Source organism: Streptomyces sp. NPDC085932 (genome assembly GCF_044540525.1).
Lineage (GTDB): Bacteria > Actinomycetota > Actinomycetes > Streptomycetales > Streptomycetaceae > Streptomyces > Streptomyces levis.
The window spans coordinates 471,303-485,342 of record NZ_JBITSJ010000006.1 but is presented as its reverse complement, the minus strand read 5'-3'; the positions used below and the strand labels follow the sequence as shown (position 1 = coordinate 485,342).

At 73.9% G+C, this 14,040-nt stretch carries 11 protein-coding genes; 10 read left to right on the top strand and 1 reads right to left on the bottom strand.

All coding sequences use genetic code 11. The annotated features are described in order from the left end of the window. Nucleotides 1-10 precede the first annotated feature (10 nt). From ACIGAQ_RS29270 to ACIGAQ_RS29225, 10 genes are all read left to right on the top strand, one after another. Nucleotides 11-1,672, top strand: a complete 1,662-nt coding sequence (locus ACIGAQ_RS29270) for a carbamoyltransferase C-terminal domain-containing protein (protein ID WP_399788004.1) — start codon at nucleotides 11-13, stop codon at nucleotides 1,670-1,672. Next, entirely contained in the window at nucleotides 1,672-3,105 is a 1,434-nt protein-coding gene (locus ACIGAQ_RS29265; protein WP_399788001.1) for a KamA family radical SAM protein, read from the top strand. Before ACIGAQ_RS29270 ends, ACIGAQ_RS29265 begins: the two co-directional genes overlap by 1 nt. After that, on the top strand, nucleotides 3,102-4,466 hold the full coding sequence (locus ACIGAQ_RS29260; RefSeq protein WP_399787999.1) for a pyridoxal phosphate-dependent aminotransferase: 1,365 nt from the start codon (nucleotides 3,102-3,104) through the stop codon (nucleotides 4,464-4,466). The genes ACIGAQ_RS29265 and ACIGAQ_RS29260 overlap by 4 nt, the downstream gene beginning before the upstream one ends. Further along, on the top strand, nucleotides 4,463-5,176 hold the full coding sequence (locus tag ACIGAQ_RS29255) for a maleylpyruvate isomerase family mycothiol-dependent enzyme (protein WP_399787996.1): 714 nt from the start codon (nucleotides 4,463-4,465) through the stop codon (nucleotides 5,174-5,176). The genes ACIGAQ_RS29260 and ACIGAQ_RS29255 overlap by 4 nt, the downstream gene beginning before the upstream one ends. A 59-nt stretch (nucleotides 5,177-5,235) precedes the next feature. Next, nucleotides 5,236-6,396 (top strand): acyl carrier protein, encoded by a 1,161-nt coding sequence (locus ACIGAQ_RS29250; protein WP_399787993.1) that lies wholly within the window; start codon nucleotides 5,236-5,238, stop codon nucleotides 6,394-6,396. A gap of 99 nt (nucleotides 6,397-6,495) precedes the next feature. After that, the gene (locus ACIGAQ_RS29245) at nucleotides 6,496-6,762 is read left to right on the top strand and encodes a phosphopantetheine-binding protein (protein WP_362283677.1); all 267 of its coding nucleotides are present in this window, start codon (nucleotides 6,496-6,498) and stop codon (nucleotides 6,760-6,762) included. Then, entirely contained in the window at nucleotides 6,759-7,928 is a 1,170-nt protein-coding gene (locus ACIGAQ_RS29240) for an acyl-CoA dehydrogenase family protein (RefSeq protein ID WP_399787989.1), read from the top strand. Before ACIGAQ_RS29245 ends, ACIGAQ_RS29240 begins: the two co-directional genes overlap by 4 nt. A 1-nt stretch (nucleotide 7,929) precedes the next feature. Continuing rightward, nucleotides 7,930-9,075 (top strand): acyl-CoA dehydrogenase family protein, encoded by a 1,146-nt coding sequence (locus ACIGAQ_RS29235; RefSeq protein WP_399787986.1) that lies wholly within the window; start codon nucleotides 7,930-7,932, stop codon nucleotides 9,073-9,075. Then, nucleotides 9,072-9,734 (top strand): 4'-phosphopantetheinyl transferase family protein, encoded by a 663-nt coding sequence (locus ACIGAQ_RS29230; protein WP_399787983.1) that lies wholly within the window; start codon nucleotides 9,072-9,074, stop codon nucleotides 9,732-9,734. The genes ACIGAQ_RS29235 and ACIGAQ_RS29230 overlap by 4 nt, the downstream gene beginning before the upstream one ends. Before the next feature lie 19 nt (nucleotides 9,735-9,753). Beyond that, nucleotides 9,754-11,349 carry an AMP-binding protein gene (locus tag ACIGAQ_RS29225; RefSeq protein ID WP_399787981.1) on the top strand — a complete coding sequence of 532 codons (1,596 nt, stop codon included), beginning with the start codon at nucleotides 9,754-9,756 and terminating at the stop codon, nucleotides 11,347-11,349. Nucleotides 11,350-11,454: 105 nt separating this feature from the next. Here the strand turns inward: ACIGAQ_RS29225 and ACIGAQ_RS29220 are convergent, their stop codons facing one another. Further along, nucleotides 11,455-13,944 (bottom strand): SpoIIE family protein phosphatase, encoded by a 2,490-nt coding sequence (locus ACIGAQ_RS29220; RefSeq protein ID WP_399788461.1) that lies wholly within the window; start codon nucleotides 13,942-13,944, stop codon nucleotides 11,455-11,457. Between the last annotated feature and the right edge of the window lie 96 nt (nucleotides 13,945-14,040).

Genomic DNA, 14,040 nt, shown 5'->3' with positions numbered 1-14,040 from the left:
GCTGCCCGACATGTGGATCCTGGGCGTCAACGCGCCACCGGCCGGCCGGCACGACACCGCGGCCTGCCTGATCGACGGCGACGGACGGATCGTCGCCTTCTCGGAGGAGGAGCGCCTCAACCGCCGGCGCCACTCGCTGTACCGCAAGCCGCTGGGCGCGGCCCGCATGTGCCTGGCGCGGGCCGGCATCAGCGCCGCCGACATCGACGTGGTGGCCGTCGGCTGGGACGACCACCAGCTCCATCCGGGCCGGTGGGCGGGCGACGCCGAGTTCCTCGCCCACGCCGTAGGCCTGGACTTCGGCGACCGGCTGCCCGAGGTGGTCCGCGTCGGGCACCACCGCGCCCACGCCGCCTCGTCGTTCTACGCCTCCCCGTTCCGCAAGGCGGGCGTGCTCGTGGTCGACGGGCACGGCGAGAACGAGTCGTCGAGCATCTGGACCTACGAGGAGGGCCGCGCGCCCCGGCTCGAACGCTCCTGGCAGCGGACCGCCTCACTGGGCTACGCGTACGACGCCGCCTCCACCTGGCTCGGCTTCTCCTTCCTCAACGCCGGCAAGACGATGGGCCTCGCCGCCTACGGCCGCGCCGGTGGCGTGCCGACGGAGCCCCTGGTGGAGACACGCGGTGACGACTTCCGGCTCGCCGTCGAGCCGCTGCCGGAGAACACCGGACGGGCCACCGCCGCGGACGTCAAGGAGCAGTACGAGCTCACGGTCGGCCGCTGGCGCGAGCGGTACAGCCGCATCGCCGGGGCCGACGGCCCCGACACGCCCGAGGACCGGCTCGCCGACGACCCCCGCTCGGTGCTGGTGGCCTACACGGCGCAGCGCGTCGTCGAGGAGGCCGTCACCCATCTCGCCGCGCAGACGCGCAAGGCTGCCGGGGTCGAGGAGTGGTGCATGAGCGGTGGCGTCGCCCTGAACTGCTCCACCAACGGCACCCTGCCCGGTCCGCTGTACATCCCGCCGGTGCCGCACGACGCCGGCGTGGCCCTCGGCGCCGCCTGGACGGTGTGTCCGCCGGTCTCCCGCACGGCCCCGCTCAGCCCCTACCTCGGCAGCGACGTCGCGGCGAGCGCGACCGGTGCGGCGGACACCGAAGGCCTGGTGCGCACGCCCCTGGACATCGACGAGCTGACCGCGCTGCTGCTGGACGGGCGGATCGGCGCAGTCGCACAGGGCCGCGCCGAGATCGGTCCCCGGGCGCTGTGCCACCGCTCGATCATCGCCGTTCCGGACACCCCGGAAGTCAACACCCGTGTCAACAGGGTCAAGAGCCGCGAGCAGTGGCGGCCGTTCGCCGGTGTCACCCGGCCCGCCTACGGCATCCGGCTGTGGGAGCAGCAGGAGTACCTGAGCCGGTACATGCTGGGCGCGGCCCGCGCCACCGAGCTGGGCCGCCGGGTGGCGCCGGGCGTCGTCCACGTCGACGGCACCACCCGCCCGCAGGTGCTGCGCGGCGACGAGGCGCCGGTCGTGGGCGCGGTCCTGGACGCCCTCGACGCCCAGGGCGCACCGCCGGTGCTGCTGAACACCTCCTTCAACGACCGCGGCGAACCGGTCGTCGACTCGGCGGCCGACGCGCTGGCCGCGTTCCGCAGCATGGACCTGGACTTCCTCGTGCTGGGTGACGCCCTGTACCGCAAGGGCACGGCGGGAGGTGTGGGCTGATGGCCGCCGGGCTCCCCGCGGCGGAGCGGTTCCGTGCCTACGGCCCGCGGCAGCTGGACGACATCGCCGTCCGCTTTGGTCTTCCCGACGACGTCCGGGAGACCGTGCGCCGCCTGTCGCTGGTGCTGCCCTTCCGGGTCAACGAGTACGTCCTCACTCATCTCGTCGACTGGGACCGGGTGCCGGACGACCCGCTGTTCCAGCTGACGTTCCCGCAAGCCGGCATGCTCGACGCGGCCGACGAGGAGCAGCTCGGCAAGCTGTCCGCGGACCCTGGGGACCGGCTGCTGCTGCGGGACTTCGTCGGCGACGTCCGGGCGCGTCTGAACCCCCACCCGTCCGGTCAGCAGCAGTACAACGTGCCGCACCTGGAGGGGTCCGCCCTGCCGGGGTTGCAGCACAAGTACCACGAGACCGTCCTGTACTTCCCGGGCCAGGGGCAGACCTGCCACGCGTACTGCACCTACTGCTTCCGCTGGGCCCAGTTCGTGGGCGACGCCGACCTGCGGTTCGCCGCGCCGGACCCCTCCGGACTGCTGGCCTACCTGGCGGCGCACCCGGAGGTCAGCGACGTGCTGATCACCGGGGGCGACCCGATGGTGATGACCACCGAGCGGCTGCGCCGCCACGTGGAGCCCCTGCTCGGTGTCGCGTCGGTCTCCACCGTGCGCATCGGCACCAAGTCGGTCGCCTACTGGCCGCAGCGCTTCACCACCGACCAGGACGCCGACGACGTACTGCGCCTTTTCGAACGAGTGGTGGCGGCCGGCAAACAGCTCGCCGTGATGGCCCACTTCAGTCATCCGCGCGAGCTGGAGACCGAGCCCGCGCGGCGGGCACTGGCACGGATCCGCGCGACCGGCGCGGTCGTGTACTGCCAGGCCCCTCTGATCGCCCGGGTCAACGACGACCCGGCCATCTGGAGTGCGCTGTGGCGGGCCGAACTGGCCGCGGGCGCGGTCCCGTACTACCTGTTCGTGGAGCGGGACACCGGCCCGCACGAGTACTTCAAGGTGCCGCTGGCGCGGGCGGTGGAGATCTTCCAGGCGGCCTACCGCACCCTGCCGGGTCTCGCCCGGACCGTGCGCGGGCCGGTGATGTCGGCGACGCCGGGCAAGGTGGTCGTGGACGGGGTGCAGCGCACGCCCGAGGGCTCCTTCTTCCAGCTGCGGATGCTCCAGGCACGCGATCCGGCCCTGGTGGGCCGTCCCTTCCGGGCGCCGTTCAGCACAGCGGCCGCCTGGCTGGACGACCTGGAGATCGACCCGGCGACCCCGCCGGACCTGGCCGCCGCCCTGCGCGGTGCGCCACCCGCACCCGAGAGGGCCGCATCGGAGACGACCGCACCCGAGGCGTCCGTATCGGGTACGGCCTCGTCGGAGCCATCCGCACCGGACGCCGGCGAGGGGCCCGAGCGGGAGGCGGCCGCATGACCAGCCCGCCCCTCTCCCCCACGCCCCGCGTCACCCCCCACGAGCGGGACCGGCACGGGGCCGGTCCGGCCGAGCTCGCGCCCTCGCCCAACCTGGCCCTCGACCAGCTGGTCCGAGAACGCCGGGCCGCCGGTGAGTCGCTGGTGCACCTGGCGTTCGGCGAGGCACGGCTGCCGCTGCTGCCCGGTGTCGCCGACGCCCTCGCGGCCGGGGCACGGCGGACCGCCTACGGTCCGGTGGCGGGCCGGGAACACGCCCGCGAGGCGGTCGCCGGGTACTTCGCACGGCGGGGCCTGCCCACCGACGCCGACCGGATCGTGCTGGCCCCCGGCAGCAAGCCCCTGCTGATGGCCCTTCAGCTCACCCTCCCCGGCGACGTCCTGCTGCCCGCGCCCGCCTGGAACACCTACGCTCCCCAGGCCGCCCTCGCAGGCAAACGGGCCGTCGGCGTACCGGTGCCGGCGTCCTGCGGCGGAGTGCCGGACCCCGCCGCGCTGCGCACCGCCCTGCGCCGGGCGCGGGCGGACGGACTGCGGCCACGGCTGATGGTGCTGACGCTGCCCGACAACCCCACCGGCACGCTCGCGCCGCCGGAGCTGGTGCGGGACGTGTGCGACATCGCCCGGAGCGAGGACCTCGTGATCATCTCGGACGAGATCTACCGGGACGTCCTGCACGATTCGGCGGCCACCCCGTTCCTCAGCCCCGCGGACGTCGCGCCCGACCGCACGGTGATCACCACGGGCCTGTCCAAGAGCCTCGGCCTGGGCGGCTGGCGCATCGGCGCCGCCCGCTTCCCCCGAGGGGAGTCCGGTCGGTGGATGCGCGACGGCGTGGTGGCGGCCGCGAGTGAGCTGTGGTCGGCGCTGTCGGGTCCCATGCAGGACGTCGCCGCCTACGCGTTCGCCGAACCGCCGGAGGTGGTCGAGCGACTGCGCGACGCCACCCGGCTGCACGGCGCGGTCGCGCGTGCCGTGCACCGGATCGCCCTCGACTCCGGGGCCCTGTGCCGGCCGCCCACCGGCGCGTTCTACGTCTACCCGGACTTCGGCCCGCTCCGCCGGGAGCTGGCGGACCGTGGCGTCACGGACTCCGCCTCGCTGGCCCGGCGTCTCCTGGAGGAGTCCGGCGTCGTGGTCCTGGGCGGCCACCTCCTCGGTGACGACCCCCGGGCGCTGCGCTTCAAGGCCGCGACCAGCCTGCTCTACGGGGACGACAAGGAGCAGCGGGAAGCCCTGGCCGCCGAGGACCCGCTGCGCCTGCCCCACATCGCCGGGCGGCTCGCCCGTATCGCCACCGCCTTCGCCCGGCTCACCGGCCGGCAGGCTCCCGCCCACGACTCCCCGGAGACGGCCCGATGAAGGAGATCAACCCCGGCCCCGCGGCCTTCCGCGAACTCGCCGCCGCCGCCGACCGGCTGCTTCGCGCGGTGGACGGCCTCGGCGAGGCGGACCTGCGTGCGCCGTCGCGGCTGCCTGGCTGGACACGCGCCCATGTGCTCAGCCACCTCACCGCCCAGGCACCCGCCCTGGAACGGCTGTTGACCTGGGCGCGCACCGGTGTCAGGACACCGCAGTACACCAGCCGCGAGGCCCGGGACGCCGAGATCGAGGCGGGGGCCCGGCTGCCCGCCGCCGACCTGCTCGCCCGGCTGCGGGACAGCGCGGCGCACTGGCAGCACGCGGTGCAGACCCTGCCGGCATCCGCCTGGGACGCCACCGTCGTCCCGTTCACCGGCGAGGTGTGCACACCGCGCCGCATCCTCGTCATCCGGCTGCGCGAACTGACGCTGCACCTGGTCGACCTGGACACCGGTCACGAGGTCGCGGACACACCGCCGTCGGCGCGGGACATCGTCCTGGCGGACGTCATCGGCTACTACACCCAGGCCGACGGGATGCCGTCCCTCACGGTGCGGACCACCGACGGCACGGAACTGGCCCGTTTCGGCAGCGGCGCCTCGGTGGTGTCCGGAACACCGGCGGACCTCCTCGCCTGGTTCAGCGGCCGCGGCAGCGGCGACGCACTGCACGCGCCCCACGGGCTCCCCGTGCTGCCCCCATGGATCTGACCACCGCCGGCCCGTCCGACCCGCCCTGCCGCCGAACGACCGAGGGATCAGCGACCGACATGCCCACCACCCCCCGCACCGGCTCCCCCGCCGCACTCCGCCTGGACGGCATCCGCACCGGCCTGCTGGACTGCGTGCAGGCCAACCTCGCCGTGCTGGCGGACCACTTCCACGGCCCCGGCACCCATCTGCGCCTGGGCTCCCGACTGGACCTGCCGGTACGCCCACTGCCCGACGGTCTGCCCACGGCCGACCCGGCGCTGGAGACCCGGCTGGCGAGCGACGCCCCCCTCGCCGGACTCATCGCGGTCCGCCGGGCCCGTCTGGCCCCGGCGGACCTGCTCGCCGAGGCGGCCCGGCACACCGGTGTCCACTACGTCGTCGCCGACAGCTTCCACCTGCCGTGGCTGCCGTACCACGGCAAGGCCCACATGGACCACAGCTTCCTGCTGGCGGCGGGTCCCTCGGGATGGCACGTCACCGACGCCTACCGCATCGAGACCCGGTGGGGCGCGGCCGTGCCCGGTGAACACGTCCTGAGCGCGCACGAGTTGTCCAGGTTCGCTTCGGCCGAGCTGGTCACCTTCGTCGCGGCCGCCCCGGTGCCGGCGCCGCCGACGGTGGCGGCCCGGGACCCGGAGCCCTACCTCACCGCGTACGCCGAGTGGCCGGACCGTCTTCGCGCGCTGGAACAGCTCGCGGCCGAGACCTGGCTGCTGGCCCGGGCCCGCAAGCTGCACGCGGCGTACCGGGCGCAGTGCGCCGGACGAAGCACGGAGACGGACGCCGAACGGGCACACCTGGCCTCGTGGGACCGGCTCGTCGAGCACACCTACCTCGCGCACCGCCGGGTCGCCCGCGGCCGGGCCGAACCGTCCGGCACGGTCGACCGCCTGCGGGAACTGCTCGCCGCCGACCAGCAGGTCTTCACCTCGCTACCGGAGCCGGTGCCGCTGCCGGAGTCCGGTGAAGGTCACCCGGCCGACCCGGAGCTGCGGCGCCGCATCACCCGGATCGTCGCCGACGTCCTGGGCGTCACGGCCCAGGACCTCGCGTCCGGTGCCGCCCTGGACACGTTCGCGTCCTTCACGTCCTTCCGGCTGGTGGAGATCGTCGAACGGGTCGAGGGCGAGCTGGGCCGGGAACTGGCCGCCGACGAGCTGGTCCCCGAGCGGCTGCGCCGGATCGACGACCTCTGCCGCCTCGCCCGTGACCGTTGAGCCCGGCACCGCGGACGCGGCCGCACCGGCCGTCTCCCGTCAGTCCGGCACCGACGACCTCGTCTCCACCGAGCCCAGCACCGAAAGGAACCGCTCCCCATGGACGCCCGTTTCACCGAGCTGCTCCGGCCCTTCCTCAAACACGCCGGTCCCGAAGAGATCGCCATCACCGCCGGCACCGACCTGCGACGGCTCGGCGTCGACTCGATGCAGGCGATCGAGTTGCTCTTCCGTCTGGAGGACACCTTCGGCATCGAGCTGCCCGACGAGGACATGAACGACGCCACGTTCGCCACCGCCGGGAGCCTGTGGCGGGTCGTCGCCGCGCAGCTGCCCGACGGCGACGCCGGCCGGGTGACGGCGTGAGCACGGACGTCGTCCTGCCGGACCTGGACTCCCGGCTCGCGGAGGTCACCGCGGTCACCGAGGCCCATCTCGCGCGCACCGACCGGGACGCCGTCTTCCCTGTGGAGGCGCTGGCCGCGCTGCGCCGCACGGGACTGCTGGGGCTGCTGGTGCCCACCGCGCACGGGGGTCTCGGCGGCACCGCGCGGGACCTGGTCGCGGCGACGTCGACGCTCGGACGCGCGGACCTGTCCGTGGCCATGGTCTTCGCCATGCACTGCCAGCAGGCCGCGGCCCTGGTCCGCTACGCCGACCGGCGCCTGGCCGCGTCCCTGCTGCCCCGCGTCGCCGGAGGCGAGGTGTATCTCGCGTCCGTCACCACCGAGGCCGGCAAGGGCGGTCATCTGGGCACGGCCGACGCCCGGTTGACCGACAGCGGCGGGCTGCTGGAGATCGACCGGTTCGCGCCGGTCGTCACCGGCGGCGCCCACGCGGACGGCTTCCTCGTCACGATGCGCGCCGCGGGGGACGCCACCGCGCACGAGGTGTCCCTCGTCTACGCGAACCGCGACCAGCTGAGCGTCGAGACGTCGGGTGACTGGCAGCCGATGGGCATGCGGGCGAGCCACAGCGTGCCCCTGCGGCTGACCGGCCGCGTCCCGGCCCACCACATCGTGGGCACGCCGGGGCGGTTCCACGAGATCGCCGCGGACGTCTTCGGTCCGCTCGCACATCTCGGCTGGTCCGCCGCATGGCTCGGGACCGCCGCCGGGGCGCTCTCACGGGTCCTGCGAATGCTGCGCAGCCCCGCCGGCCGGGAGCGGTTCGACGTCGGCTCCGAGCTGCTGCTGACCCGTCTGTCCCGGTCCCGGCAGCGGCTGGACACCGTCCACGCACTGCTCCAGCAGGCGCTGGCGACCGTCGAGGCCGGTGCGGACCTGTCCCGCCCGGCACGGCAGCTCCTGCTCAACTCCCTCAAGATCACCGCGTCGGAGCAGTGCCCGGCCGCCGTGGACGACCTCGTCGAGGCGGTCGGGCTGCGGCACGGCTACCTCAAGGACTCGCCGACCCGGCTGGAACTGGCGGTACGGGACCTGCGCTCGGCCGGTCTCAACTACCACAACGACCGTCTCCACCTGGCGGACGGCCGGCTGACCCTGCGCGACCAGGGGGTCACCTTTGCCTGACATGCCCTCACTCAGCCCGGCCGAGGTACCCACGCCCCACCCGGCCGAGCCGCCCACGCCCCACCCGGCCGAACTGCCCGCGGATGCCACCGGCGCCGAGGTGTGGGCGGCGCTCGGCGCGGCCGGGCACCTCGCGCGCGTCTACCGCGGCGGCACCGTCCGAGACGGCATCGATCCCGACCGGCTCGCCGACCTCCTGGCCGCGATCGACGGCCGCTGGTCCATCCCCGCCACCCTGTCGGCCAGTGTGCAACTGGCCACCGCCCTGCCGGTCCTGGCCACCGGCTCGGGCACAGCGGTGGAACGCTGCCTGCACCGCGTCCTGAACGGCCGGGCCACGCTGGCCCTGGCCGCGACCGACACCACGGCCGGCACCGACCTGACGGCACTGCGGACCGAGGTGACGATCGAGGGGGACGCCGTCACCGTGACCGGCGAGAAGCAGTGGATCGCCAACACGACCACCGCCGAGTCCTTCCTCGTGCTCGCCCGGCACCGGCCCGGCCGGCATGTCACCCACTTCACCTGGGTCCTGGTCCCGGCGGATGCGCCCGGGGTGACGGTGCGGCCGGCACCCAGCGGCCTGTACGCCGGTTCCGGCGTGGGGCACGTGTCGTTCGGCGGGGTGCGCCTGGGCCGGGACCACGTGGTGGGGCGCGTCGGGCTGGGACTGCCGGTGTTCGCCCGGCACATCGCCGTGGAGCGCCTGGCCGGGGCGCTGTGGGGCGTCGCCCTGTGCCGGCGGGTGCTGGCCGACACGCGAGACCGGTTGGCGCACCGGGCGCACGGACAAGGTGCGCTGTGGAGTCTCGGCCATGTGCGGCAGCGTTTCGCCGCCTGCCTCGTACGGGTGCAGGAACTGCAGGCGCTGACCGCCCGGTGGGCACCCGAGGTGGCCCTGCGTCACGACGCGCGGGCCGCGGCCACGTTGAAGGCGGCGGCCGGTACCACCGTCCCCCACGTCCTCGGGGAGTGCGCCCAGCTGTGGGGGGCGGCCGGGTTCGTCGACGGCGGCATTCAGCAGACCAGGGCACAGGCAGCGCTGTTCGGCATCGGCGGCGGCGCGACCGAGGTGGTTCTGGAGACCCTCGCAGACCGTGCCGAACGGGTCCTGGACGACCTCGGCCGCAAGGGTGTGGCCTGGTGATCGGGCCGCTCGAAGTCGCCGACGGCGTCTGGGTGCTGGCCGGGGCCGGGCGGCTCAGCACTCACCCCGACGACCTGCGCCGGTCCACCGCCCTGCCCCCGTGGCGGACCGAGCGTTTCCTGCGCGGCCGGGGACTGCTGCGCGGGTTGCTGCACATCGTCGCACCGCCGATGGCCGAAGCCGTCATCGCCCCGGACGCGCGCGGGCAGCCCCGGCTCGCCGGCTTCCCGCGTGCCGGGATCAGCATCTCCCACAGCGACGGCGCCGCGGCCTGCGCCTTCGCCCCCGGCCGACCCACCGGGGTGGACCTCCAGCACCCCTCGGAATCGGCCGGCCGTGTCCTGGCCCGACGGCTGCTGCGCTCCCACGCGCCGAGGGTCCTGGCCCTTCCGCCCGCGCGGGCGGCGCGGGAAGTGGCCTGGGTGTGGACCGCGCAGGAGGCGTGCGTGAAAGCGGCGGGCACCGGACTGGCGGGCCGCCCCTGGGAGATCGACGTGCCGCCCGGCCACCGTACCGGCCACTGGGGCACATACCGCTGGATCTCCCTGCGCGATGTCTCCGACACCCCCCTCAGCTGTGCCTTCGGCCCTCCCCCGCTCCCGGCCCGGCCGAGCGCCGCGAACACGGACCACGCACACGCACCCTCGCGAAAGGCATGAGCGACACGTGAGCCCGCTGATGGAAGACGAACGACGCACCCTCGACGACTGGTTCACACTCACCGCCGCCGCCTTCCCCGACGCGGTCGCGCTCGAACTCGGCGACACCACACTGACGTACCACGAACTCCACGCCCTCGCCGACCACGTGGCCGGACGGCTCCTGGACCGCACCTCGGGGGTACGCCCGCGCAGGGTCGGCCTGCTGGCCGCACGCACCACCGTCGCCTACGCCGGATACCTCGCCGTCCACCGCCTCGGTGCCACGGTCGTGCCGCTCGGCCCGGGCTCTCCGCTCGCCCGCAACGCACGGGTGACCACGGCAGCGGGCCTCGACGTGATCCTCACGGACGGCTCCTGCGACCACGCCGCGCTGTTGCCCGCGCCGGTCCTCACCCTCACCGCGACGGAGCCGGACGCGCTCGCCGCCACCCGACCACCGGGCCCGCCGGCCTTCCGTGCCGGGCCCGACGACCTCGCCTACGTGCTGTTCACCTCGGGCTCCACCGGCAGGCCCAAGGGCGTGCCGGTCAGCCACCGCAACGTCTGCGCCTACCTCACCCACGCCGTCGCGCACTACAGTCCCGGCCCGGGTGACCGCGTCTCGCAGACCTTCGACCTCACCTTCGACCCGTCGGTCCTGGACCTGTACGCGGCCTGGGGCACCGGCGCCACCCTCGTCCCCGCCACCCGTGCCGACCTGCTGCGCCCCGTCCGGTACGCCGCCACCCGCGCCCTGACCCACTGGAACTCCGTGCCCTCCGTCGTCACGCTGGCCCAGCGGTTGCGGGCCCTGAGACCCGGCAGCCTGCCCGGCCTGCGCCGCAGCGTGTTCTGCGGCGAGCCGCTGACGCTCCCCCAGGCACGGGCCTGGGCGCTGGCCGCCGAGCACAGCACCGTGGACAACGCCTACGGCCCGACCGAGCTGACCATCACATGCACCGGCCACCGCCTGCCCCGGGACCACGCGGCCTGGCCCCGGCCCGCCAACGGCACGGTGCCCATCGGTGCCCTCCACCCCACTCTGGAGGGCCGGCTGCTCGACGGTGAACTCTGCGTGCGCGGGCCTCAGCGCTTCGCCGGGTACCTCGACCCGGCCGACAACGCCGGCCGCTTCCTCACGCCCGACGGCGCCCCCTACGATTCTGCGACGCCGCTGACCGACGCCCACTGGTACCGCACCGGGGACCGTGTCAGCCCCGCCCGGGCCGCCTCGCCCCCCGCCGACGGGCCGCTTCCTCCGGGGACGGTGCTGGTCCATCTCGGCCGGGTCGACCAGCAGGTGCAGGTGCACGGCTATCGGGTCGAACTGGGTGAGGTCGAGGCCGCCTTGCGCACCCTGCCCGGCGTTCTCGACGCGGTCGTCGTCGCCCTCCCCACCCCGGACGGCAGCACCGAGCTCGCGGCCGTGCACACCGGCATGGACGGCCCACCCGCCGCAGCGCCCGGCCCGGACCTACGCGAGGCACTCCGCGAGCTCCTGCCGCCCTACATGGTGCCCTCCCGGGTGACGGCGGTTGCCGCCATCCCCCTCACCACGAACGGAAAGACGGACAGACAGGCCGTGCAGAGACTGCTCACCTCTGATGATCCCAGGCCCGGCGAGGGTTCCTGAACCAGTCGGGCTGAGACGAGCTGCGGGTTCAGCGGCCTGGTCCGCCTCCGGCAACCGTGACGAGGCGGCCTCGGCAACCGGCCCACGGCCAGCCGGCTCACCTGTTCATCGCTCGTCTGCCGACGGGCGGGTGACGCGGTTCCGCTCGCCCGACAGCGCCCCCTCGGGGAGGGCTTGTGCGCACCAGATCGTCTTGCCGTTGGTCATGTGCCGGGTCCCCCATCCCTGGGTGAGCTGGGCGACGAGCAGCAGACCCCGGCCGCCCTCGTCGAAGACACGGGCCCGGCGCAGGTGCGGAGCGGTGTTGCTGGCGTCCGAGACCTCGCAGATCAGGGAAGTGTCACGGATCAGCCGTAGCTTGATCGGTGGTTCGCCGTATCTGATGGCGTTGGTGACCAGCTCGCTGACGACGAGCTCGGTGACGAAGGACGCCTCCTCCAGGCCCCAGGCGTCCACCTGGTCGACGGCGAACTTCCTGGCGAGCGGCACCTGGGCCGGGTCGGGTTCGACGTCGCAGTCCGCGACATGGTCGGGATCCAGGCCATGAGTGCGGGCGAGCAGCAGGGCGGCGTCGTCGGTGCGGCGCTCGGAGAGCAGGGCGTCCATCACCGTGTCGCAGAGGGCCTCCAACGAGGTCGCCGAGTGGTTCAGCACCTGCTGCAGTCGGGCGAACCCCTGGCCGGTGTCGCGTTCGCGGCTTTCCACCAGTCCGTCGGTGTAGAGCGCGAGCAGGCTGTCCTCCGGCAGTTCCAGTTCGGTGGCCTCGAAAGGCAGCCCACCGATGCCGAGCGGGGGCCCGGGCTGTGCGGCCACCAGGGGCCTGGTGCCGTCCGGATGGACGACGAGGGGCAGGGGGTGGCCTGCGCTGGCCAAGGTGAGGCGCCGGGAGACAGGGTCGTAGACGGTGTACAGGCAGGTGGCGCCGGACTCGCCGGTCGGCTGGAAGTGGCTGCCGGGCTGGAGATCGCTGGCGAGGTGGAGAACCAGGTCGTCCAGGTGGGTGAGCAGTTCGTCGGGGGGCAGGTCGACGTCGGCGAGGGTGCGAACCGCGGTGCGCAGCCGGCCCATGCTGGCCGAGGCGTGCAGGCCGTGGCCGACGACGTCGCCGACGACGAGGGCGACCCGGGCTCCGGACAGGGGAATGACGTCGAACCAGTCGCCGCCCACTTCCGTGTCGGTCCCGCTCGGCAGATAGCGCGACGCCACGTCGACCGCCTCCTGGTGCGGCAGCCCCTGCGGCAGGAGGCTGCGCTGCAGGGTCAGGGCGGTCGTGCGCTCTCGCGAGTACCGGCGGGCGTTGTCGATGGCCACGGCTGCCTTTGCGGCAAGTTCTTCGGCGAGGATCAGGTCGTCGGCGGTGAAGGCCTCAGGCCTGTCCAGGCGGCAGAAGGCGACAACGCCGAGCAGCGCACCGCGCGCCTGAAGCGGCACGGTGATCCGCCCGGTCAGGCCTTGCGCGGCGAGGGACTCGTCGATCACCGGGTTGCCCGGCGGCCAGTGCGCCGGGTCGGCGGCGAGCCCGGGCCCGAAGGCCCACTCGCTGCCCTGGCCCGGTTCGGCGGCGAGTTCGACCGTGGACCTGCGGGTGGCCATGCAGCGGGCGGCGACCGAACCGGGAGCGTGCGTGACCGGTGTGGTGGGCCCCGCGTCCCGGTCGGCGTCCTCCTTCGAGGTGTATCGGGCGGCACGGCTGAGTCTTACCGTCTCGCCGGGAGTGAACGCGGACGCCGGGGGAGGCTCCTCGCCCCGCAGAACCTCGTCGAAGAGATCCACGCTGACGAGGTCGACGAAGCTCGGGACCGAGGTCCGGGCCAGTTCCTCAGCGGTGCCGGTCACGTCGAGTGTCCGGCCGATGCCGCCGCTGGCCTCGTTGAGCATGAGCAGGCGTTGCCGAGCCCAGTACTCGGCGCTCATGTCGAACCCCCAGTTGGCGACCGCGCGGATCCTGCCCTCGCTGTCTCGGACCGGCCAGATGCTGGTGGCCCAGGCGTTGGCGTAGTCACTGCCGCGGGGGCGGAAGACGGTGATCAGACGCGCGGGCTCACCCGCCCTCGCCACTTCGGAGAGCTTGTCGGTGTAGGGCTTGTCGTCCCGTTCGGGAAACAGTGTGCGGTCGAATTCGGGCAGCACCTCGCGGTACTGCCTTCCGAGTACTTGCTCCTCGGAGTGCGCTATCACCCGGCCCGAGGAAGCGTTGATCCACAAAAACCGCAGGTCAGGGTCGTAGACGCCGAGAGCGAAGGGGCACTGTTCGAAGGCTCGGTCGGCGATCAGCGGGCGGCTTTCCCAACGCTGGAAGGTCACCACGTGGCCGATGGCCCGCCCGTCGGGGCCAGCCAGCGGTTGAGTCGTTACCACGGTGTCCACGGCGGACCCGTCCCGGTGGCGCAGAGCGATGATCTCCGCGTGGCCGGTGCCATGGCCCTCGGGGAGGCCGAGGGCCGGGGGATCGACCAGCAGGTCGGTCACCGGGCGTCCCACGGTGTCCTCCGCCGTCCAGCCCAGGAGCAGGCGCCCCCCTTCGCTCCAGCCGCTCACCGTGCCGTCCGCGTCGATCACTGCGACGGCAGTCGGGGCGTCCCGCTGGTCGGCCATCTCCACGCGCCATGCCTCCGTCCGGGCAGCCGTACACGTGAGGGCTGGTTCCAGCCTAAATCTGCGCCCGCTTCACTGCCTCCGGCCGGAGCCCGT

What these genes read in the sequence shown, in the direction of transcription:
- ACIGAQ_RS29260 (WP_399787999.1), top strand. Translation starts at nt 3,102, where the DNA reads ATGACCAGCCCGCCCCTCTCCCCCACGCCCCGCGTCACCCCCCACGAG.
- ACIGAQ_RS29245 (WP_362283677.1), top strand. Translation starts at nt 6,496, where the DNA reads ATGGACGCCCGTTTCACCGAGCTGCTCCGGCCCTTCCTCAAACACGCC.
- ACIGAQ_RS29235 (WP_399787986.1), top strand. Translation starts at nt 7,930, where the DNA reads ATGCCCTCACTCAGCCCGGCCGAGGTACCCACGCCCCACCCGGCCGAG.
- ACIGAQ_RS29270 (WP_399788004.1), top strand. Translation starts at nt 11, where the DNA reads ATGTGGATCCTGGGCGTCAACGCGCCACCGGCCGGCCGGCACGACACC.
- ACIGAQ_RS29225 (WP_399787981.1), top strand. Translation starts at nt 9,754, where the DNA reads ATGGAAGACGAACGACGCACCCTCGACGACTGGTTCACACTCACCGCC.
- ACIGAQ_RS29255 (WP_399787996.1), top strand. Translation starts at nt 4,463, where the DNA reads ATGAAGGAGATCAACCCCGGCCCCGCGGCCTTCCGCGAACTCGCCGCC.
- ACIGAQ_RS29265 (WP_399788001.1), top strand. Translation starts at nt 1,672, where the DNA reads ATGGCCGCCGGGCTCCCCGCGGCGGAGCGGTTCCGTGCCTACGGCCCG.
- ACIGAQ_RS29220 (WP_399788461.1), bottom strand. Translation starts at nt 13,944, where the DNA reads ATGGCCGACCAGCGGGACGCCCCGACTGCCGTCGCAGTGATCGACGCG.
- ACIGAQ_RS29250 (WP_399787993.1), top strand. Translation starts at nt 5,236, where the DNA reads ATGCCCACCACCCCCCGCACCGGCTCCCCCGCCGCACTCCGCCTGGAC.